Here is a 20,764-nt window from a genome sequence, read left to right on the forward strand (position 1 = left end):
GCCATGGCGGGCGGCCTGCGCTTTACCGGCGTCGGCAACATCGGCGCCAGCCTGATCGGCCCCGGCAAGTCGCGCGGGCTGGCCTCGCATCCCGGCATCGTCGGCGTACAGTTCCGCAAGGCGCAGCCCTTCGACTACGCTGAAGTCAGCGGCCAATTACTGATCCTTTACAGCGACGGCTTGCAGTCACGCTGGAACCTGGCGGACTACCCCGGGCTCTCCCACCGCCACCCTGCCCTGATTGCCGCCATCCTGCACCGCGATTTCTGTCGCGGGCGGGACGACGTTACCGTCTTCGTGATTGCCCTGGAGGCCATCGATGGCTGAAACCACTGTTGCACTCCAAGAGCAAGTGCAACGGCTTCGACAGGAAGCCGATGCACTGCGTACCGAATTGGACGAGACCAACCAGGGCGTGCTGGCGTTGTACGCCGAGCTGGATATGCAAGCCGATCAACTGCGCCAGGCCTCGGACTTGAAAAGCCGTTTTCTGTCGTACATGAGCCATGAGTTCCGCACGCCACTGGGCTCGATCCTGAGCATCACCAGCCTGCTGGCCGATGAGCTGGACGGCCCGCTGAGCCCCGAACAACACACGCAGGTGGGGTTTATCCGCAGCTCCGCGCGCGAACTGCGCGAAATGGTCGATGACCTGCTGGATCTGGCCAAGATCGAAGCCGGGCGCATCACCATTTCCCCGGCCTGGTTCGACATGTTCGACCTGTTCTCGGCACTGCGCGGGATGTTCCGGCCGATTGTCGATGCGTCTTCGGTGGACCTGATCTTCGAAGAGCCCGTCGGCCTGCCAAAGCTCTACACCGATGACAAGAAGCTGGCGCAGATCCTGCGCAATTTCATCTCCAACGCCCTGAAATTCACGGTGCAAGGCGAAGTACGCGTGTCGGCGCAAAGGGTCGGCGAGCAGGAAATCCGCTTTGCCGTGCACGACACCGGGCTGGGTATTCCCGCCGAACTGCACAGCAACCTGTTCGAAGACTTTTCGCAAATCGACTCACCGCTGCAAAAGCGCCTGCGCGGCACCGGCCTCGGGCTGTCCTTGTGCAAACGCTTTGCCGAATTGCTCGGTGGCCGGGTCGGGGTGGAAAGCACCCCGGGCGTGGGCTCGATGTTCTTTGTGATCATTCCTCTTTCCATCGCGGGCGGGCCAGCTGATGAATCGTGACATCCAGCTGCTGATCGTCGACGACAACGCCGCCACCCGCTATGCCCTGCGCCGGCGTCTGGAAAGCCATCACTACCATGTGCTCGAGGCCGGCACCGGCCAGGAAGGGCTGGACCTGATTGCCAGCGAGCAGATCGACGGGCTGATCCTCGACGTCAACCTGCCGGACATGAGCGGTTTCGACATTGTGCGCGCGCTGCGCGCCGACCCGGCCACCGCCTTGCTGCCGGTGGTGCATGTGTCGGCGGCGTCAATCGAGACCGGCGATATCATCACCGGCCTGGATGCCGGCGCCGATGCCTACCTGATCCACCCGGTCGACCCGGATGTACTGCTGGCGACCCTGCGCACCTTGCTGCGGGTGCGTGACACCGAATACGCGTTGCGCGAAAGCGAGGCGCGCTTTCGCGAGATTTTCTTCAATATCAGCGCACCGATCGCGGTAATGGACGCGCAGTTGAAGGTTCACGAATGTAACCACGCCTTCGCCCAGCTGATTCACGACAATCTCAACCCGGATGCCCTGCTCGAATGCTTCGCTGCCGATCAGTTCACGGTGATCCAGGAACTGTGCCAGCGCCTGGCCGCCGGTGAGCGCTGGAAGGGCACGTTGCAGATGAAAGTCGACGGCGAACTGCGCGAAACCGAGTGGCAGATTTCGCCCTATCGCAGCGCCGAGTTGAGCCTGGTGTTTGTCGAGGACGTCACCGAACACCGCCACCGCGAGCGGCACCAGCAGGCCGAGCTGGCCAACGCCACCACCCAGCTGGCGCGCACCGAGGCGCAACTGTTGCAGGCGCAGAAAATGGATGCCCTGGGCAAGCTCACCGGCGGCATCGCCCACGACTTCAATAACCTGCTGACCGGGATCATCACCAGCCTGGAGCTGATCAAAAAACGCATCGAAAGCCAGCGCACCGACAAGGTCCTGGGCTATGCCGATGCGGCGTTGAGCTCGGCGTTGAGCGCTGCCGGCCTGACCAACCGCCTGCTCGCTTTCGCCCGCCAGCAGCCGCTGGACACGCGGCCGATCGACATCAACGCACATATCCGTTCGTTGGAAGAACTGCTGGTGCGCACCATCGGCGAGCACATCGCGCTGAAACTCGAACTGACCACCAACCCCGCCGTGGCGATGGTCGATCCGATCCAGCTGGAAAGCGCGGTGCTGAACCTGGTGATCAACGCCCGCGATGCGCTGCCCAAGGGCGGCGATATCTGGGTCACCACCTACCCTGCGTATTCCAATGGCAACCTGAAACTGGAAAACGGCGCCTATATCGCCCTGTCGGTTCGGGATAACGGTGTGGGGATTGAGCGCAGTGTGATCGACAAAGTGTTCGACCCGTTTTTCACCACCAAACCCTTGGGCCAAGGCACCGGGCTCGGCCTGTCGACCATCTACGGATTCGCCCGGCAGTCCGGTGGTGACGCGCAGATCCGCAGCGTCACGCGCCAGGGCACTGAAGTCACGATCATGCTCCCAGCCGCCAGCGGCCCTGCCAGCATCGCGACCAAGCCACGGGCAAACCCTGGCCAAAGCCGCGGCGAACACGTACTGATCGTCGAAGACATGCCCTCAGTGCGCAGCTTTGTCGCCGAAGTGCTGAGCGACGCAGGCTACCGTTGCAGCCTGGCCGCCGATGGCGACGAAGCCATCACCAGCCTGCGCGGCGATCCGAGTATCGACCTGCTGCTCACCGATGTCGGCCTGCCCTACATGACCGGGCGCGAACTGGCGGATGTCGCGCGCGAAATACACCCTGGGCTGCCGATCCTGTTCATGACCGGCTATGCGGAAAATGCGGCGAATCGCCAAAGTTTTCTCGGTGAAGGCATGGACCTGATTTCAAAACCGTTTCATATCGATGAGCTGCTGCAGAAAATCCGCCATGGGCTGGAGGGGACAGCAAGCGCCAGTTAAAGGGGACATCGTGCATTTGCGGGGTGATGTTCCGCGGCATGCTTGGTAACGTGTTCGGCCTTTCGATCCGCTACTGGCGTCAAGTAATGATCCGACCCCTGAAAACCGCAACCTGGACACTCGGCCTGCTGTGCGCAGCGACCCTGGGCTTTTTTGCCTGGCAGAGTTTTTACCCGGTGCGCGCCGCTGGCGACTGGCAATACCAGGTGCTGCATGAAGGCGTGGCCAAGGCCGCGTCGCTGATGCCGATGGAAGACGGCTCGCTGATGGTCAGCCAGGAGCTCGACGACGGCAAAGGCAGCATCGTGCGCATCCACCCCAACGGTATGCGTGACGTGGTGGTGGGCAACCTGTCCAAACCCGACGGTATGACCGCCACCCGAGGGGGCTGGGTGTTCAGCCAGGAAGCCCTCGACTCCCCCGTCAGCTTCCTCAAGGACGGCACCGTCACCGAACTGTTCAGGGGCGAAAACGTGCAAGGCCTGTGGGACGACGGTGAGTACCTGTATGCCATGGAGGACCGTCGCGACGACGGGCGCGTGCTGCGTTATCGCTGGAGCGACAAGACCCTGGCCGTCGTACGAGCGGGCCTGGATGAAGGCGAGTCCATCATCCGCTGCACCGACGGGCGCCTGCTCTACACCAAAAAGCGCGAAGGCAAGGTGCGCGAGCTGACTGAGGACGGCAGCGACCCGGTGGTGGTCGAAGGTCTCAACCAGCCGACGTTCCTGATGTGTGATGCGCACGGGTTGTGGATCAACGAAGACGCCACCCATAGGGCGCGGTTGCTGCTGATCGATAAACAAGGTCGCCAACAGACGATTCTGTCGTTCTTGAAGGCGCCGCAGTCGATTGTGCCGACAGCGCGGGGGACTTATCTGTTAGCCGAAGGGGGCCGGGATCGGATATTGGAGTTGATGCCACCCCAGGTCGTCGTGGTGCCCAAATAAATCCGTCCGGGCACACGCCACACTACAGTTGAAACCGTGCGACCGCCTCGTTCAGCGCGACCGCCAATTGAGCCAGCTCACGGCTTGAACCATTGATCTGCCCGGCGCCGGAAGACGACTGCGCCGACAGGTCGCGAATATTCACGATATTGCGATCCACTTCCTTCGCCACTTGGGCCTGTTCCTCTGCGGCGCTGGCAATCACCAGATTGCGCTGGTGGATCTGATCGATGGAATCGGTGATCTGGCTGAGCGCGCCGCCAGCCCCTTCCGCCAGGGCCAGGGTGTCGGTGGCGCGCTGGGTGCTCGACTGCATTGAGGTCAGCGCCTGGTCGGAACCGGTGCGCATCGCGGTCACCATCTGGTCGATTTCCAGGGTCGACTGCTGGGTGCGATGGGCCAGCGCGCGCACTTCGTCAGCCACCACCGCAAACCCACGCCCGGACTCACCGGCCCGCGCCGCCTCGATGGCTGCATTCAGCGCCAGCAGGTTGGTTTGCTCGGCGATCGAGCGAATCACATCGAGCACCTTACCGATATCCCGCGATTGCTCGGCGAGGTTCTGCACCAGGGTCGAGGTTTCACCGATGTTGGTGCTCAGGGCTTGGATCGCGCTGACCGTCTCGCCCACGCGGTGCTGGCCCTCGCGTGCGGTCTCATTGGACAGGCGTGTGGACTCGGACGTGGACACCGCATTGCGCGCCACTTCATCCGCAGCCGAGGTCATTTCGTTGACCGCCGTGGCGGCCTGTTCGATTTCAGCGGTCTGCTTTTGCAGGCTGCGGCTGCTCTCGTCGGTGATGCCGTTCAGGTCGGTGGCGGACGAGGCCATCTGCCCCGCCGACTGGCGAATCAGTTGCAAGGTACCCCGCAGGTTGCCTTGCATGGCCTGGAGTGCGACGAGCAGACGAGTCACTTCGTCATCGCCGGTCACGTCCACCGTTTGGGTCAGGTCGCCCTGGGCCACGTTCTCCGCCGCCCGCACTGCGAGGCTCAGCGGGCCGACAATACTGCGTGTGAGCAACCAGGCCAGCAATACGGTGCTCAAGCCCGCCACGATGACAAAGCCGAACACCATGGTGCGCGAACGGCTGTACTGCGATTCGGCCGTCTGGCCCTGCCTGTTGATCTGCGCGTTGTAGTAGTCCGCCAGGGCATTGAGCTGGGCACCGGAGCCATCGACCACGGTTTTCATGTCCACCAGCAACAGCTTGTTAAGCTCGGCGCCCTGCTGCTTGTCGGCGAGGATAAATGACTGGGCCAGCCCCTGTTGGTATTGGCGCAGCGACACCTGGAACTGGTCGTAGAGCGCGCGCACTTGCGGGGTGTCGATCACCGCATCGAGGTCGGCGAGGCGTTTGGTCAGGTCCTGGTTGCGGGTGTCCATCTGGCTGCGGTATTGCGGGATGCTGGCGGGGTTGGGGTCCAGCGCCATGCGCAAAGAGATCGTACGAATGCGCAGCATGATTTCGCGAATATCCGCCACCAGCCGCATCTTCGGCACCAAGCCGTTCTCAACCTGTACCGCGCTGGCGCGAATGTCCGCCATGTTCGACAACGCAAAGAACCCCAACAGGGCCACGAGCAAAGCAATCAAGGCAAAACCCAAACCCGCACGGCGGGCGATGGACAGGCTGCGAAGGGACATTTAGCGGGCTCTCTTATAGGGATACGATGTCGTATGAGAGCGTTTCGGCCTGCAGGAGCAGGACTTGAGTGGGCTCGTGAAAGTATTGCAGAAGATTTCAAACACACGTACGTGCCTGTTCGGGGAAACTAAAAAAAGCCCCGCAGCTTGATCAGCTACGGAGCTTTTTATGATGTGGCGCAAAATTGGGGTTCAGCGTTCTTTATTGGCCTGGGAGAGTACCGACGCAGCCAGGGATTTAGTCTCCTCGCTGTACTTACCACTCTGAAGCGCCTTGCCTGCTTTCTCTTCCATCTGCGCACTGGTCTGCTTGTCGGTACCGCTCTGAGCCAGCGCGGAAGCCGCAAGGCTTTTAGCAATCGCCGAGGCATTCGGATTGTTGAGCGTTTCTGCGGCCAGCGTAGCCATCGTGCTGGAGGTTTTTTTGGTGTTCGTGCTCATGGTGCATTTCCTTTGCAGTGTAGGGATTTCTACCTTAGAAATCGCCGAGACCGAAAGATAATGCGTTGCATGGCGGGTCGCAACGCACTGCCTGTAGGCATCGTTTTGGAAGTTTGTAAGGAAGGCGCCACAATGTTGTAGGGCGCGCGCCATACCGCCTCAAATCAGATTATTGCGCCGGAGAATTTCCGCCAGGTCCACCACCGATTTGACATTGAGCTTCGCGAAAAAAGCGCCTTAGCGGTGTGCGAAAAGGCTCGATCCAGACAGTCTCGGAGCGCCTCCGAAGAACAGATCCCGGTAGCCCGGAGGTGGATCGCAATCTGACGAATACCCGTGCCCTGTCGGCCCAGACCGCCGCCGTGCGAACCCGACGACTGTAGCCAGCCAGGAGCTTTCGCGTTTGGCGGTGGACCTTAATACGATGATTGCGAAATTTGTGGTTTAAAGCGTAAAGCCAGAAACAAAAAAGCCCCGTAGCTTATTCAGCTACGGGGCTTTTTCTATGTAATGGCGGAGAGATAGGGATTCGAACCCGACCTGCCCATCCCCCAACCCGCTCTAGGCCGCAATTATATTGGGTTTTGGGTAAGCGGTAAGGACAGAAACGGCCTACAGCGGCCCAGCTTATGCCCTAAATTTGCCCTAAGCGTCGCTACCGTCCTGTTCATCAAGCCACCGGGCGTATTGGTCATCCAGTTCCATTTCGCGATCCCGGTCCTTGTCGCTCTCTCCTGCAAGAATCTCCACCCCCTCCTCAGCAATCCGCCACTCGTCGTCACGACGCACCAATCGAACCTGAGCATCAAGATAGAACGCACTACCGTGATACATGCGCTCTTGGTCTTGCTCCCCTTCATAGACAAAAGACACACGCAGGGTTAGAACTCCCACCTCGATATCGTAGGTAGAGTCAGTAATCGACAACCCTTTTACCGTGAATCCAGTGGCGTTGGTTTCACCAACTGCATCAGAGAGCAAATCGTCTATTTCACTCTCGAAGGCGGAATACACATCATCTTCATAGATAGCATCCCTCAGAACTACAATCCCGAGAGCGGCTTTCATTAAACGTGGGTCATCTGGTTTCCGCTTCGCGATTACGTTCAACTCGTGAAAATGAGCAAAACCAGCCGCCTGAGACACGTGCTCCTGAGCCACTGCTAGAGATATCGATGTGTCCCTTGACAGAGATTTAGCACGACGCTTGAGGATGCTTAAATAGGAATAATTATACATAGCACTTTCTCCAAGAATGACGCTCTAGCTGATTGCTTGCTCACCAGATGCGCCTTGGGTAGGTGCTAAAATTGGTGTAACGCAGTTGAACGATGGTGCAGTGCTATGCCATTGCAAGCAGGCAGGCGCCCATCAGCACCTGCCTTGATCATCACACACTGCGTATCAACAAGCAATTGGCGCACTCCTGCACACCCCGATTGTGTAGGGGCATGTAAGGAATTTTGGGGGATAGACCCGCGGTTGCTGGCTGTAATGCGTGCATGCACCCGGTTGCATAAACGCAAATTTGGCATTGGATGGCATAGATTGGCGTATGGTTTGCCCCATTTTTGCCCCACGCCCCACGCTCGAGGCTCTAGAGAAACGATCCTTCCGATGATGGATCGGACATAGCCTTCCTTAAAACCACCGCCATCTATGCTTACCGGGTATTGTGCGGCCGGTCTCGTAGCAATTTCTAAGCAAGCATCAGTTTGGTAGGTAACTGCTATCCTTAAGGCTTTTCGATGAGATAGCACACATGCCAGGGGAATACTCACTATCGGATTTGCTTGAGCGACTGTACGAGAATCAGCTCGCGCTAGAAGCTGCTCTGATGGAATTGACTCTCCATAGCGAAAAGCAAGGTATGAATGAGGTTGGAAATAACGTACGTGGTGCGCTATTCGTGATCGGCGAAAATGCTGGGCACATCAAGCAGGGCTTGGCGAAGTTACGAACTAATTCTCAATGACAAAAACACGCCAATTGTGTAGGGGTATGTGGGATATATCAGGGAAGAGCCTGTATTGCAGGCTGGTTGTAAGCATGCATGCAGTAGCATAAACACCTATTTGATACTAGATGGGCTCTCCCAACATCATAAGCTACGCTTGCAAGAGGTTAAGTAGTTGCTCCCATAACAATTGCCCGCACTGCCATACTTAAAATTTTTGACTGAGTAGCACACGACAAAGCAACACACGCTCACTTGCTTGAAGAAATGTACGAAAATCAGCCCGCACTAGGAGCGGCTTTGATGGAATTAACGGTCCAATCCGATAAACAGGGATCGGGTGAACTGGGCATTAACGTATCTGGTGCTTTAGTTGTGATTGGTGAAAACGCCGGGCACATTAAACAGATTCTCATCGAGCTACGAACCCGAGATTTCTGACATAGCAGCTTCAAATGGTACTGGAGTTTCTCGAATAATCTACTGGACTCTCAGTGCGGCTCCCCCTCTCTGAGATCCGCACTGGTTATCAATTTCTGAACTACTTTATTCTCAGGCCTATATGATGAACTTGCTCATTAAGCCCTGAAGGTGCACACCCAGTCTCGCGAGCTCTGCGCTAGATGCAGCAGTCTCCTCGCTTGCAGATGCTGTCTGCTCGGAAATATCGCGCACGTTTAGAACACTTCGGTTGATTTCTTCGGCGACGGCGCTCTGCTCTTCAGCGGAGGCGGCAATTTGTTGGTTCATTGATTCGATCGTTGAAATTGATCGGCTAATACTTCCAATAGATGCTCCTGCTTCTTTGGTCAACCCTACACTGTTATCCGTGAGCAAGCGGCTTTTTTCCAAAGATGTAGCTACATGTGCAGTACGGTCGTGTAAACCACCAATAAGCCCCGCAATCTCTTCAGTTGACTTCTGAGTACGTTGAGCGAGACTTCTCACTTCATCAGCAACTACTGCAAAGCCACGCCCAGCCTCTCCAGCGCGAGCGGCTTCGATGGCCGCATTGAGCGCTAACAGGTTAGTCTGCTCAGCGACAGCCTTAATCACTTCAAGAACTCCACCTATCTTGTCGCTCTCTTGCTTAAGCTCATCCATCGCAATCTTGGATCGACCAACTTCATTCGCAAGCGTTTCGATTTGAACTACAGCCCTGGATACCACAACATCGCCGTCGCGAGCCTCTCTCGAAGCACTAATAGCCGCGTGCGATGCTTGCTCTGCATTTTTAGCGACTTCCTGTACCGTGGCGGCCATTTCATTCATCGCGGTTGCTACTTGATCGGTTTCACTGCGTTGTGTATTGACGCCAGCGCTTGTTTGTTCTGTCACCGCTGACAACTGCTCGGCTGCGCTCGCCAATTGGGTTACACCGTCACGCAAACCGACTATCAATTGTCGCAAATTCATAGTCATTCGATACATGCTGGCCTGTAACATGCCGAGCTCGTCTTTTCGAGTAGTGGGCAGATCATAAGTCAAATCACCAGTCGCTACTCTACTAGCCAAATTCAGGGTTTCATTTAGAGGAACTACTATCAGGCGAGTTATGACCCATGCAGCCAACACACTTACAACGACCGCCACGCTGAGCCAAATAATTAGAACCTTACTTGCTTGTCGCACGTCATTAGCACGCAATTCAATTTGATTTTTTGCTAATTGGTTAGCGGAACTCAACAAAATATCAATATTTTTGGAAATACCAGCCTGAGCTTGGTTGATCGCAAGCTGGGCCGCAGAAAATTTACCAATCGCAGCTCCGTATTTTCCCATTGACTCCTCAATCTCCCGGACTAAATTGGGTGAGATACCGACTCCCTCTAAAGACTTAATGTACTCTGTGGTTGTGGTTATGGAATCGCTAGCTTGTTTTTCTGCTTCAGGCTTGAGTGTGTAGGTATATCCACGAACGTCGAAACGCATTTTTTGAAAAAGAGTGAGTGCTTGCAACATTGAATTTCGTTGACCACCATTGCCCTCAGATGAATTAGCGAGTCGATTCAGCTCTTGGAGCTTCTCTCCCGCTGTTTCGCCATTACTTCCGAATACAATTCGGCTTGCTTCGCGAGAATGAGTGGCATCAACCAATCTTTCGTAAAAGCCCTTATAATCACTCATCGCATTAATCGCGATTTTTATATGCGGCACGTTAAGTTCAGAATCAAGCACCTTGCCGAGATAGGCAAGATGGCTCTCGAGATTTCCATACGCTTGAAGCCAGCTAGCAGCATTTTCGTCGTTTGACTCATGACTGTAGATTAGCCGAGCGATTCGCATATCTCGCGTGAGAGTACTTAGTTTGGCGATTTCTGATACACGCTCACTTCGCTCACTCATCGAAAGAATGCCTCTCCAACCAGTCAGAGCGATCAGCATCGTGAGCACAATAACCAGTGCGAAGCCGAGTGTGAGTTTAGATCTAACTGTTAGATTCATCAAAGTATTTCTTAGCATGTAACTCTCTCAAAATTGTGTACGGTATCGATTGGCGGCCTCTCCATGCCATCACAGTCGGCTAAGGTAGTCGGCGACAGTGAAAAAACCTTTAGCTAAAACTCATCAAAAAGCGAAAAAAGATTCATCTCAGAAAAGTTCAATTTATTTTACGAATTAAAAGCATGGTAATAATTTAGGAGCCAGAGTAAAAATAACGGTTTAAGCACGGTAAAAAACACGGATTGGTTGGGTGTTTCTGCGCCCTTGCCCCATCTCTTTAAGCGTAGAGCCGGAAAAAACGAGAATGCAATCCATGCTTTTGACTTCACGCGGGAAGTCCGCACCAACCACCCAAAGGCTTAGCCAGAGATTGGATCCATTATGCGACGGAGCGCTAGCCGGTGAGGAAATTAGCCACATGCGAAGGAGTCATTCGCAACGCTCAACCGTTAGTACTCTTAAGATGGTGCATTCACTCTGCAAATCTGGACGAATCTGATACCTTTTACGGATACCCCACGATCACCACGTAAAAGGAAACGGATGGTGATGAATTACTTTTGGCCCGGGCTAAGGGAAACGTGAATGTACTTACATATTGATAGTATGCCGCCGTCAGCTCAATACTGACTTAGGTATTTAGTGCTGATCAAGAGTTTTTATGGAGTGTTTATGCTTAGAATAGGAATGCGACTGCGAGATGAACGTATTCGTTTGAACTACCTGCAAAAAGATTTCGCTGCAATTGGTGGAGTTATGGCAAATGCGCAATCTAAGTATGAACATGGACAACGAAGCCCGAGCGCGCTATACCTTGCCAAGTTAGCAGAGATCGGAGTCGATGTTCTATACGTTTTAACGGGCACCTACTCTAGCGCGTGCGACCAAGGCGACTTAAATTTATTGTTTCGCAAACTGACTCTCTGTGAACGGCAGGTCGTTACCGAGCTCATGAAGTCTTTTGCCAAGCGCGCTTGCCCCCATGATTTACGCGCAGTCTAAAAACACTGGAAAATCGAGTCAGGTCGTGCCCCCCCTATTTCTCAAAACATTGGTCGCCCTGACCATACCGAACATCCAGGGAGCGTATATGATGGTCTTCAGCTGTTATTGAAACGAACTTGAGAGGTAAACGGTTATGGATGAGATCAATGTCGGTGGAAAGGAATGGGTAAGCTCCGAAATTCCTCTTTCTCGAAAGGGTTTGTCCACTACAGTTCTGCGCGAAGCATGGGCCAAGCAGCTACGAGATATTATGCAAGCTAATAACATAGAAACACTCTCTAACAAGCTCCATCATTCTGCGGGCTGGCTCACGAGCCTGGTGCAGGCTCAGGTGATTGATCTGCAGGCCTTTGAGATCTATCAGCGCGAACGCCTCGAGGCTCAGGCCGTGGCGCAGGCGCGGCTTGTTGTATACAAGGACAACAGTTAATGAACCGCCTACTGAATGCGGCTCGATTTAGCGCCGATCACTGCTCGGAGGGTCTTTCGGTATCACGCGTGCAGCCGAATCCTAGTGCCGCCGCTGCATCTGAACAAAGCGCCGTTGAAAGGATTTCCTTCACTGAGGCGGTCAGATGACTTGGAGGTTTTTTTAAAGCTGAGCCGACAGTTGGTTGTCGCTGAATGTTGCGAGGTGAGCAGGCGAGGCTTAAGATGCTACGGCTGCCCCATACCATCGTTTCTAATACTGATTTCATCACATAACAGAGTGCTTCACAAACCCGCAGCACTACTATTTATTCAGGATGAATTGATTTTGAATGACATGCCGACGAACCAGCGCAAGATTCATGACGATGAAATAGATTTAGTTGCTATCTTTATTAACCTATGGAAACAGCGGCTTTTTATTTTAACTATAATTATAATAGCGGGGATTGTCGGGCTGCTCGTTGCAGTATTAACCCCTAAGCAATATGCAGTCAGCACCTTACTACGCCCTACCGCTATCAACGACCTTGATGCCCTCAATCGTTCTCAGGTGTATACCCTACCTCCAACGGAAGCTTTGAACAAGATCGGAGCTCGGCTCGATTCTTACGAAGCACGCTTTGGCTTTTTCAAGGCACATCCAGAGCTTTTTGAAGCTTTCAAAAAACCGGGCCAGAGCTTAGAGCAGGGATTTGAACTTTTCAATCTTAACTCAATAAGTTTAGTTTTACCAGACCCCAAAAAGACCGAACTTAGTAGCTATATACGCTTGGATATGCTTTACCCAGCCGGTGTTGAGGGTGTTGCCATTCTCAATGGTTTCGTCGATTTTGCTTTGGCGATGGAGCGAAAACAAATAGGCGCCGATCTTAAGGTTATTGTGGAAAATAGACTCGCGGAAGTCCAAGGAAAGATAAGCGCTGCGCGCTCTAATTATGAAACAGATAAAGAGTCCAAAATTGCGCAGCTTCTTGAAGCCGACAATGTCAAACGAGCCATACTAAAAGATGAGCTAGGGGGGCTTCGTCTTCAAATGAGCGCATTGCGTAATAACCGCATAGCCGAACTTACTGAAGCAATTTCTATAGCGAAGGTTATGAGCATTAAGCATCCTACGACCCCGTCGTCATTCTCGACTGAAGCAGAAGGGAATTCAAAACAAGTAATGCGCACTGAGGTTAACAATCAGATTATACCCCTTTATTTTCTGGGAACAGATGCTCTTGAAGCAGAGCGTGTGATGCTGAGAGAGCGATCTAACGATGACCTCTCAAGCGTAAGAATTGCAGAAATTGGAAAATAGCTAAAAATGTTAGAAACTAATCGCGAGGTTGAAGTGCTAACCCAGCGGAAAAATGAAGACATTTCCCTGCAGAATATCGAGCCTTTAAGAGCCGAAAGAGCTAGGTTACTGAATATTAACACTAATATGATGCATTAGAATTAGTATCCATTGATCGAAGAGCTCAGGAGCCGATTCGCCCTGTTAAGCCCTCAATACTAAGACATACAAGTCTTGCTTTATTTCTCGGGGTTATTTTCGGGGGTGGCACTTGCACTAATTCGCCAGATTTTAATCGACAGAAGAAATTAATCTAAATAGGCACCATATCCTGTCCGATTATAATCTAGAGATATATCCATTTTGTAAAATGGCTCCGATACCATTCAGTGAGTGCTTTCGAGATGTCTGAAACAATTGAGCTCGATTCACTTATTCACAACAGGGTACGCTCGATGCATAACTGGCTGAACGTTGGTCGATAATGAAATCAGAATCCACAAGTCAAAATCCCAGAAAGCGCTTTTCCATTGACATAGAACTAGACAGTTGGCACCGCAGATGGGTGCTGATGGAGCAAACCGTGTATTGCGTGGCTTGCCATGAGGGCCAAGACGCTGTCTACGCCGCGCATGTTTTCGTGCATGCATCAGGCTGCCGTTTGAAAATGCCCATTTATCAATATCCCTGGCATGAGCTACGAGCAGCGCTACGACATTTACCTAAGGTAAATCTATAAATACGGGTAAGGATTTCCATACTCCGACCAGCCCATTTCGCGACACAGTACCGTTGCGATGTGGTAAAAAATACCGGTTCATGATCGCTGAGGACTTGCATCGTGCTATAACATTCTGGCGCACTTTATTAGTAGTGTATGATCCAATCCTATGCAGAGCCGTCAATCTTTCGCTTTATTTATACGCAAGTATGCCTAATCTGAAATTGGATACTCTGTCACGGCCGCCTAAAGGATCCGGCCTTCAACTCAGGAGACTCGTGGAAATCAAGTCAACTTGCGTATTGGCTCGCGCTACTAACACGTCCGTACTGTATCTGTGACTGATGACGCGCGAATGCACAGTGAAGTCGTATGCGGCCAATTTTCTTGAGGATGTCTACAAGCGGAGGCAGTTATGTGCGGACGATTCGTGCAATATAACGCAATAATGAAATTCGTAGAAGAATTGAGTCCTCACATAGAGCTAATCAACGATTACGCCGCTGAGCCCATAGGGTGCCATAATATCGCACCGTCTACTCGGGCGCATGTCCTACACGCTACAGAGTACGGGCTGTACATCGATGCAATTAAATGGGGGTGGGCTCCGTCCTGGGCGAAGGGCAAACATCTTGAAACCATCTACGCTCGGGTAGAAACGATTGCCACGGGGACCTTTTTCGGACAAATCTGGCCGAGTGGTCGGGCCATAGTACCCTGTGAAGGTTGGTATGAATGGGTAGAAGATCCGGAAGATCCGAATGATAAGCAGCCTTACTTCATCCGCCTGAAGAGCCGGCGCCCTATGTTCTTCGGGGCGCTTGCCGAGGTAAGTCCCGGGTCGGAGCATCATGAGGGCGATGGATTTGTCATTATCACAGCCGCAAGCGATCAAGGCATGGTCGGAATCTGCGGACGGCGCCCCTTGGTCCTTTCACCAGCGCACGCCAGTGAGTGGCTTGACCCGGACATAACAGCAGCACAGGCAGAAAAAATTGCAATGGAATTTTGCCAGCCCAAAGAAGACTTTGAGTGGCTTCCCTGCAGGCAAGGCCGCAGCTAATTTTAGAAGTCGGCGGACAGAAATGACCAAGTGGGGCCTATTAGCTGAAGTACCACATAACGAAGGCGACTGCAGAGATCCACACGAGGGTAAGTAGAAATGAAAGACCTGCGAGTTGCTTATCCATTTGCGACCCGATGCGAGATTGAAATACTGCAATATGAGCTACAGTTGTAACTTTAGCTCAGCGGTCCCAACGCGCCACCATCAAAGACAGCGGCGCGCTTCACGCGGGGTTGACGTACCACGGCCTCACTCGACACATACTTTCCGCAGCGTTAGGGGTTGCTATGATCAGAACAGGCCACCCAGTGCTGTTGGCTCCCAGTTCATGATCACCAACTCGCCACTTACCTCTGCTTTCTGCTGTCGCTGATTTGTATTGCAGTACCGAATATCGACAGTTTCAAAGTGAAAGCCATCAAAAACACGCCGAATATCCGCATGGTCATTGATGCTGACCATCACTCTGCCTTTACATCGCCGCATGAATTCGGCCATTCGCTCGTAATTCTCAAAGGGAAAATCCACTCCATAACCGGCCGTCTGCCAGTAAGGCGGGTCCATGTAGTGAAATGTGTGTGCCCGGTCGTAACGCTCCGCGCACTCCAGCCAGCCCAAATTCTCAACATAGGTGCCGGAGAGGCGCTGCCACGCTGCGGAAAGGTTTTCCTCGATCCGCAACAGGTTGATGGCTGGGCAAGTGGTAGCGGTGCCGAACGTCTGCCCGGCCACCTTGCCGGCAAAGGCATGATGCTGCAGGTAGAAGAACCGGGCGGCGCGCTGGATGTCGGTGAGGGTTTCAGGGCGGGTCATCTTCTGCCATTCGAAAACCTGGCGAGAGCTCAGCGCCCATTTGAACTGGCGCACGAATTCCTCCAGGTGGTTCTGCACCACGCGGTACAGCGTCACCAGGTCGCCGTTAATGTCGTTGAGGACTTCAACGGGCGCGGCCTGGGGCCGCATGAAGTAGAGCGCGGCGCCGCCGGCAAAGACTTCAACGTAGCATTCGTGGGGTGGAAAGAGCGGGATAAGGCGGTCGGCCAGGCGGCGTTTGCCGCCCATCCAAGGGATGATGGGTGTAGACATATAAAAGCAAGACCTTTGCTGTATGGATAAACAGTGCCAGGCTCGCTCCGCTTTGTGCACGAAGCAGGAGCCTTGGCTGGACTTGCAGGGACGATCTGCGGGGAAGGTGGCCGGTTTGGATGTTGACGCATCCTGCCCGGCCGCTCCTTTTACTTTGGTGTAGAGACTTCTTTCGCGTAGGCCTGACAGGCCCGCAGGGCGATCAATCCTTGATCGCCGGCATCGGTGATGCCGATAATTCGTTGAGCATGCGCTGGGTCAAGTTGGGCTCGACGGGCTGCATGAACCACGCCGACGGAGCTGGGGGTGGGAGACACGTCGCAGCAACTGGCTGGGTCCTTGGCGTCGAGAAGAACTGACAGCCGCACATCAGCAGTAGCAAGGCGGTCACGCAATAGAGCCTGATTACGTTTGGCATCGGACAGTTCTCTGGTGTGCTGTTGATCGGAGATGGCGAGTTGTTGCTCCATGGCCAGGCGCTTGTCCTGTTCAGTTTGCTGCTGGCGGAGCGCGGCCTGGGTCAGATTGTTTAGATCGTCAGCCTGCAGCGCGGCCTGGCTCGCGAGCTGCCCTGCGTAACGCCAGGCTTGCACCTGCCAGGCCGCGCCGAACGCAACGATCATCGCGATCAGCAAGACTGCCAATTTCTGTGATGTGGTCAGCATTACTCATCCTCCCAATCGGGTAGGTCGACGGTCCGCCCTGCCAGATGGTGTGTGCAGTCCTGGAGAAACTGGATACGCCCACCGGTCACGAACGAATGGCAAACCCTCGGGCCGTCCGACCAGGTGTATCGGACCAGAATGCTCGGCGTGAACGTCGGCGTCTCCACATTGCCATTCCACCCCCACCGTGGCCCGGGCCCATTTCCATGCGACACACCATGAGCGATACCGCATCCCGGGCATTCGAAATACAGCCGATCTGCTTCGGCTTGGGCCAGGCAGCGGGACACTTTCCGTAATGCCGTCATGACAGTGCTCCACCCGCCAGACGGTACTGCTGGATCAAATCGGCAAGCCGGTGTTCACGCTGGCCATACCCTGCACCAGGCAGGCTTGCCCAAATATTCCGGCACTTTGCGATCGCGGATTCGACCCGGCCGGCGTGCACGTCAGGTAGCGCGCGGCATTCGCGGATGTGCTGCAGGGCCAGCAGGTCCTGGCTGATCGGGCTGAAGTCAGGCAGGGCCAGCAAAGTTCGGTAATACGGCCAGTCCTTCAACATCTGCTGGTATCGGCCCGAGGCATTAGATGTCAGACCCTTGCTGTTGATGACCTTCGAGCGCCGTCCCTTTGCGAAGGGGTGATCACTGAAATCTGTGAAGACTTCAGGCTTCCTGTCGATGCCCGTCACGATGACGTCGTAACCATCCAGGGCCGTGGCCGGCGACGTGCTGGTCCCCTCGGACCAAGCGAGCATGTCGAGGAAGGCCAGCGCGTTGCGGCTGCTCGCTTGAGTGGTCGAGAGTCGTGCCATAGCCTTTTCTCCAGACGAAAAAAACCCGCACAACGGCGGGATTAGAGGTAAAAGCCAACTCAGTTGGCTCAGGTGCACAGGGTGCTGTACTCAAACGAATGGGGCGAGAAACCCCATGACGATAAGAAGTTCAGCCCCGTTATTAATTGACAGCCTTTGGATGGGGCACATCGCTATCATCCCCGCCAAATTCCCCCTAGAAGGAACGCGTCAATGGTGCAAAGGCCCGCCAAAACTACCAATCACCACGGATGGGTTTGGGTCTACAAAAAAATCAGACGTCTTGGATTTTCTCGATTCACTGCTAGTTACAGAGCAAGCCTTTACGCTCTCAGAGGAGACACCGGAACTTTCAGGTTCAAAAACGGCTGGGAAAAATTCCGCTTCCGCCGCAGACCATGAGTTGCGGCGGGCTTATAGGTTTACCTGGCCAGCTATGGGAAAGTCGACGGTGCGGTGAAGGTGTCTCCAGCAAACCGGCCACCTGCAGCGAAAGCGGCATCCCATAACGCCTTGTCGAGGGCGTCGACGTCAGCGTAGGTTCGCCCCGACACGGTCAGATCCTCGCAGTAGCCGCGATAGAAAATGTCCGAGGGGCATTGATTGGTCAGCGCGGAACCAGATCCGCCGTTACCGAAAATAATACTCCCGGCCGCTGCCGCCACCGTATCACCGCTACCAGCGGACGCTCGCATCGAGGAGTACCGATTGGCCACGGCGTTGGCACCGCCGACGACGTTGTAAAGCCCGGAAGCCTTGCCTGTGTTTCCGGCGCCACTCATGTACCCCAGGAAGTTACCGCCGCTACCGATCTCCATGTATCGATGCCCCGTAGAGAGCGCAGCGCGTGTGCGATGTGCCCATACCGAGAAATAGAACAGGTGGGTTTTGTTCGCGATGATGTAGTCACGGATCGCTATTGCGATGTTGATCTGTGATCCATGACCACTCACCGTGTTGTTCACTTGGCTGTAAATGGCGTGCAGGCCCTTCTTGGGCGTTCGCTCAAACAATGCGTCGGCCGCGACCGCGTTGCTGCTAAAGACCCCGGCCAAGCTGCTCTCAGTGCCAGCGCCAAGCACCGCTGCCGCTTCGGCGTAAGCGATATTGGGGATAACAGCGCCCGCTGCTGGCACTCCGTTCACACCACCCAAACTATGCCCCAAGTCGAACAGATACAGCGACCCCGCACTCAGCAACGCATCGGAACGCAGAATGGGCAACGTCGTATCGGTAAAGGTGATGCCATCCAGTACGGTTTTTTGTCCGGCCATTACCAGGACCTCCGGTTAATTTCATAGGCAATGCGACGGGCGATATGCCCGTTGCTGATCGTGGTGTTGTGAATGATGTCCAGCCGAAGCGAACGCGGAACCACGCCCTTGGCCACGTCGTCGAGATCGTCGGCGCTGCCGTCGTTGAACTGCATCAGCCACTCGCGGATCTTGATCACGCGATCGCCGTACTCGGTGGTGGCCCAATCTTCCAGCGCGACACAGTTGTTGTAGGTGGCGGTACCACCCCCCTCTCCCGTCGACGTGCCCGGTGTCGGGTTGCCGCCAAGCGGCGGCGTGATAATCAGGTAGCGTTTTTCAACGGTTTTCTGCACACCGACCATGGCTCGAATGTCGGCCTTGATCTGCTCGATGTTGTCGAGGTTGTTGCGCCCCATCCAAATGATCTCTGTGTAAAACCCGTTACCGGGCACGTCGGGTACAAATGGCGACTTGGGCGCGCTGTACCGGGCGTCTCCGGCAGCATCCCGAACAAACGTGTAAACGTCCGACGAGTCCCCTGTCTCACTGTGCGTGCATATCAACGTGCCGTGGATGCCACCCAAGGTACCTGTCAACGTGAAGGTCCCCGAGTTGGTCGCAGGCGTGGACAACAGCAAGGTGCTCAAGGCTGTAACCGTCACTGACCCCGAGGCTGGGATCTGATTGTCTGTCACGGTCAGCAGCGCACTGCCGGCGCCGAAGCGCGCGGCGATCTGGCGAGACGTCTGGCCGCCAATGCCGCCATTCACAATGGTCCGCGCACTGATCAGTGGCGCCAGTTGCTCGCGCCAGGTGACCTGACTGCTGTTGGCTGTCAGGGAATCCCCTACACACAGCAGGTCGTGAACCGGTTTGAGGTACTCGATCCCTGTGACATCGGGGATATGAATATCAAAATTACCCACCGTTTTGCCGGCTGTGGTGATGCCCAACGCAATGCGGCCAACCGCATCAACAACGGCCCAGACATAGCCGGACTCTGGGCTCAGTTGAACCGCAATGAAGCCCGACAGATCGGCCCCCAGCGCTTTGCGAGGTACGGCACCGGTGCCGAGCAAGAATTTCCCGGTAACGGTACCGTCCACTCGAAGAGCCAGACCAATCCGGCCCAGGGTATCGATCACTGCCCACGCGTATCCCGACTGAGGGTCCAACGCCTTGGCGATGAATCCGTCGAGGTCGAGCTTCAGCGTGCTGCGATCGACGGTGCCGTCGCGCAGCATGAACTTACCCACGAGTGAACCATCCACCCGGCACCCCAACGCCATGCGTCCAACCGAGTCGACCAGCGCCCAGGTGTAACCGGACTCTACGGCCAGTCGAACAAACCGTAGCTCCAAGCAGTTAAACGTGCCGCTCTCAACGGCCGAGGTGCGCACGTCTATCTCTGCGATGTAACCCACTGACGGATCATCGGAGACGTGCCTGGCCTCCGTGGCACTGACCCGCACATACAGACTGCGCGATATATCTGGCGAGGTGGGCTCGACGTAAAAAGACTGGCCGTCGACCGTCGCCAGAAGACCTGCAGCGACAGTGGCATGCACTTTTCCATCGACCATATCGCGGTTGAGACGATCAATTTCCGCACTGATCATATCCACCGGATCACTGGTACCGATGCCCTGCAGCAGCGGCGCTCGGTACCCCGCGTAGCCGATCTGAATATCGATGCGGGCCGCTGTGGTGTAGAAGAACACCCGTGCACTGGCATCGGCATGCATGGGGTTGGCCAGGACAACGGTCGCCGCTGCATCGGAAAACAGCGGCGCCAACGTCTCACTCCCGGAGACAAGCACACTCACCGTTGCTCCAGGCAATAGCACGCCGTCTTCAGCCCTTGCGGCAAAGAATTGAATAGGTTGCAT

Annotated in this window: 18 protein-coding genes and 4 pseudogenes; 11 read left to right on the plus strand and 11 right to left on the minus strand. The window is 54.9% G+C overall.

The genetic code is table 11. From position 1 onward, the window contains the following. The 4 genes and pseudogenes from WBR57_RS07650 to WBR57_RS07665 all read left to right on the plus strand — a co-directional run. Window positions 1-327, plus strand: a pseudogene (locus WBR57_RS07650) (ATP-binding protein); the annotation flags it as partial. Continuing rightward, on the plus strand, window positions 320-1,183 hold the full coding sequence (locus WBR57_RS07655; RefSeq protein WP_424083316.1) for a sensor histidine kinase: 864 nt from the start codon (window positions 320-322) through the stop codon (window positions 1,181-1,183). The pseudogene WBR57_RS07650 and the gene WBR57_RS07655, both read left to right, overlap by 8 nt. After that, window positions 1,173-3,107, plus strand: a complete 1,935-nt coding sequence (locus tag WBR57_RS07660; protein WP_424083317.1) for a response regulator — start codon at window positions 1,173-1,175, stop codon at window positions 3,105-3,107. The genes WBR57_RS07655 and WBR57_RS07660 overlap by 11 nt, the downstream gene beginning before the upstream one ends. Window positions 3,108-3,193: 86 nt before the next feature. Next, entirely contained in the window at window positions 3,194-4,057 is an 864-nt protein-coding gene (locus WBR57_RS07665) for a hypothetical protein (protein ID WP_424083318.1), read from the plus strand. A 22-nt stretch (window positions 4,058-4,079) separates the two neighbouring features. On the opposite strand, the gene WBR57_RS07670 is transcribed toward WBR57_RS07665, so the two are convergent. Beyond that, window positions 4,080-5,705 carry a methyl-accepting chemotaxis protein gene (locus tag WBR57_RS07670; RefSeq protein WP_424083319.1) on the minus strand — a complete coding sequence of 542 codons (1,626 nt, stop codon included), beginning with the start codon at window positions 5,703-5,705 and terminating at the stop codon, window positions 4,080-4,082. 192 nt (window positions 5,706-5,897) lie between these two features. Further along, window positions 5,898-6,146, minus strand: coding sequence for a hypothetical protein (locus WBR57_RS07675; RefSeq protein ID WP_424083320.1), 249 nt, complete (start codon window positions 6,144-6,146; stop codon window positions 5,898-5,900). Between the two features lie 276 nt (window positions 6,147-6,422). Here WBR57_RS07675 and WBR57_RS07680 point away from each other — a divergent pair. Further along, window positions 6,423-6,594, plus strand: a pseudogene (locus tag WBR57_RS07680) (methyl-accepting chemotaxis protein); the annotation flags it as partial. 197 nt (window positions 6,595-6,791) lie between these two features. Here WBR57_RS07680 and WBR57_RS07685 read toward each other — a convergent pair. Further along, the gene (locus WBR57_RS07685; RefSeq protein WP_424083321.1) at window positions 6,792-7,385 is read right to left on the minus strand and encodes a hypothetical protein; all 594 of its coding nucleotides are present in this window, start codon (window positions 7,383-7,385) and stop codon (window positions 6,792-6,794) included. Between the two features lie 523 nt (window positions 7,386-7,908). Here WBR57_RS07685 and WBR57_RS07690 point away from each other — a divergent pair. Then, complete coding sequence (locus WBR57_RS07690; RefSeq protein ID WP_424083322.1) at window positions 7,909-8,121, plus strand: hypothetical protein; 213 nt, start codon at window positions 7,909-7,911, stop codon at window positions 8,119-8,121. A gap of 285 nt (window positions 8,122-8,406) precedes the next feature. Continuing rightward, complete coding sequence (locus WBR57_RS07695; RefSeq protein WP_424083323.1) at window positions 8,407-8,544, plus strand: hypothetical protein; 138 nt, start codon at window positions 8,407-8,409, stop codon at window positions 8,542-8,544. Between the two features lie 117 nt (window positions 8,545-8,661). Here the strand turns inward: WBR57_RS07695 and WBR57_RS07700 are convergent, their stop codons facing one another. Beyond that, window positions 8,662-9,534 carry a methyl-accepting chemotaxis protein gene (locus WBR57_RS07700; protein ID WP_424083376.1) on the minus strand — a complete coding sequence of 291 codons (873 nt, stop codon included), beginning with the start codon at window positions 9,532-9,534 and terminating at the stop codon, window positions 8,662-8,664. Next, a pseudogene (locus WBR57_RS07705) lies at window positions 9,517-10,566 on the minus strand (methyl-accepting chemotaxis protein); the annotation flags it as partial. The pseudogene WBR57_RS07705 and the gene WBR57_RS07700, both read right to left, overlap by 18 nt. Window positions 10,567-11,220: 654 nt before the next feature. On the opposite strand from WBR57_RS07705, the pseudogene WBR57_RS07710 reads away from it, so the two are divergent. The 4 genes and pseudogenes from WBR57_RS07710 to WBR57_RS07725 all read left to right on the plus strand — a co-directional run. After that, window positions 11,221-11,415 (plus strand): annotated as a pseudogene (locus WBR57_RS07710) (helix-turn-helix domain-containing protein); the annotation flags it as partial. A 271-nt stretch (window positions 11,416-11,686) separates the two neighbouring features. Further along, on the plus strand, window positions 11,687-11,983 hold the full coding sequence (locus WBR57_RS07715) for a hypothetical protein (RefSeq protein ID WP_424083324.1): 297 nt from the start codon (window positions 11,687-11,689) through the stop codon (window positions 11,981-11,983). Window positions 11,984-12,319: 336 nt separating this feature from the next. Then, the gene (locus WBR57_RS07720; RefSeq protein WP_424083377.1) at window positions 12,320-13,288 is read left to right on the plus strand and encodes a Wzz/FepE/Etk N-terminal domain-containing protein; all 969 of its coding nucleotides are present in this window, start codon (window positions 12,320-12,322) and stop codon (window positions 13,286-13,288) included. A gap of 1,115 nt (window positions 13,289-14,403) precedes the next feature. Then, a complete protein-coding gene (locus tag WBR57_RS07725) occupies window positions 14,404-15,051 on the plus strand; it encodes an SOS response-associated peptidase family protein (RefSeq protein WP_424083325.1) in 648 nt (215 codons plus the stop codon). Window positions 15,052-15,345: 294 nt separating this feature from the next. Here the strand turns inward: WBR57_RS07725 and WBR57_RS07730 are convergent, their stop codons facing one another. From WBR57_RS07730 to WBR57_RS07755, 6 genes are all read right to left on the minus strand, one after another. Then, window positions 15,346-16,140: a DNA adenine methylase gene (locus WBR57_RS07730; protein WP_424083326.1), complete on the minus strand. Its 795-nt coding sequence runs from the start codon at window positions 16,138-16,140 to the stop codon at window positions 15,346-15,348. A gap of 149 nt (window positions 16,141-16,289) precedes the next feature. Continuing rightward, a complete protein-coding gene (locus WBR57_RS07735) occupies window positions 16,290-16,802 on the minus strand; it encodes a lysis system i-spanin subunit Rz (RefSeq protein ID WP_424083378.1) in 513 nt (170 codons plus the stop codon). A 2-nt stretch (window positions 16,803-16,804) separates the two neighbouring features. Beyond that, window positions 16,805-17,113, minus strand: coding sequence for a DUF6527 family protein (locus tag WBR57_RS07740; RefSeq protein WP_424083327.1), 309 nt, complete (start codon window positions 17,111-17,113; stop codon window positions 16,805-16,807). Further along, window positions 17,110-17,619 carry a glycoside hydrolase family 104 protein gene (locus WBR57_RS07745; protein ID WP_424083328.1) on the minus strand — a complete coding sequence of 170 codons (510 nt, stop codon included), beginning with the start codon at window positions 17,617-17,619 and terminating at the stop codon, window positions 17,110-17,112. The genes WBR57_RS07740 and WBR57_RS07745 overlap by 4 nt, the downstream gene beginning before the upstream one ends. Window positions 17,620-18,053: 434 nt before the next feature. After that, on the minus strand, window positions 18,054-18,893 hold the full coding sequence (locus WBR57_RS07750) for a hypothetical protein (RefSeq protein ID WP_424083329.1): 840 nt from the start codon (window positions 18,891-18,893) through the stop codon (window positions 18,054-18,056). Next, window positions 18,893-20,764: a hypothetical protein gene (locus WBR57_RS07755; RefSeq protein ID WP_424083330.1), complete on the minus strand. Its 1,872-nt coding sequence runs from the start codon at window positions 20,762-20,764 to the stop codon at window positions 18,893-18,895. Before WBR57_RS07755 ends, WBR57_RS07750 begins: the two co-directional genes overlap by 1 nt.

It is taken from the genome of Pseudomonas sp. (genome assembly GCF_049590575.1).
Lineage (GTDB): Bacteria > Pseudomonadota > Gammaproteobacteria > Pseudomonadales > Pseudomonadaceae > Aquipseudomonas.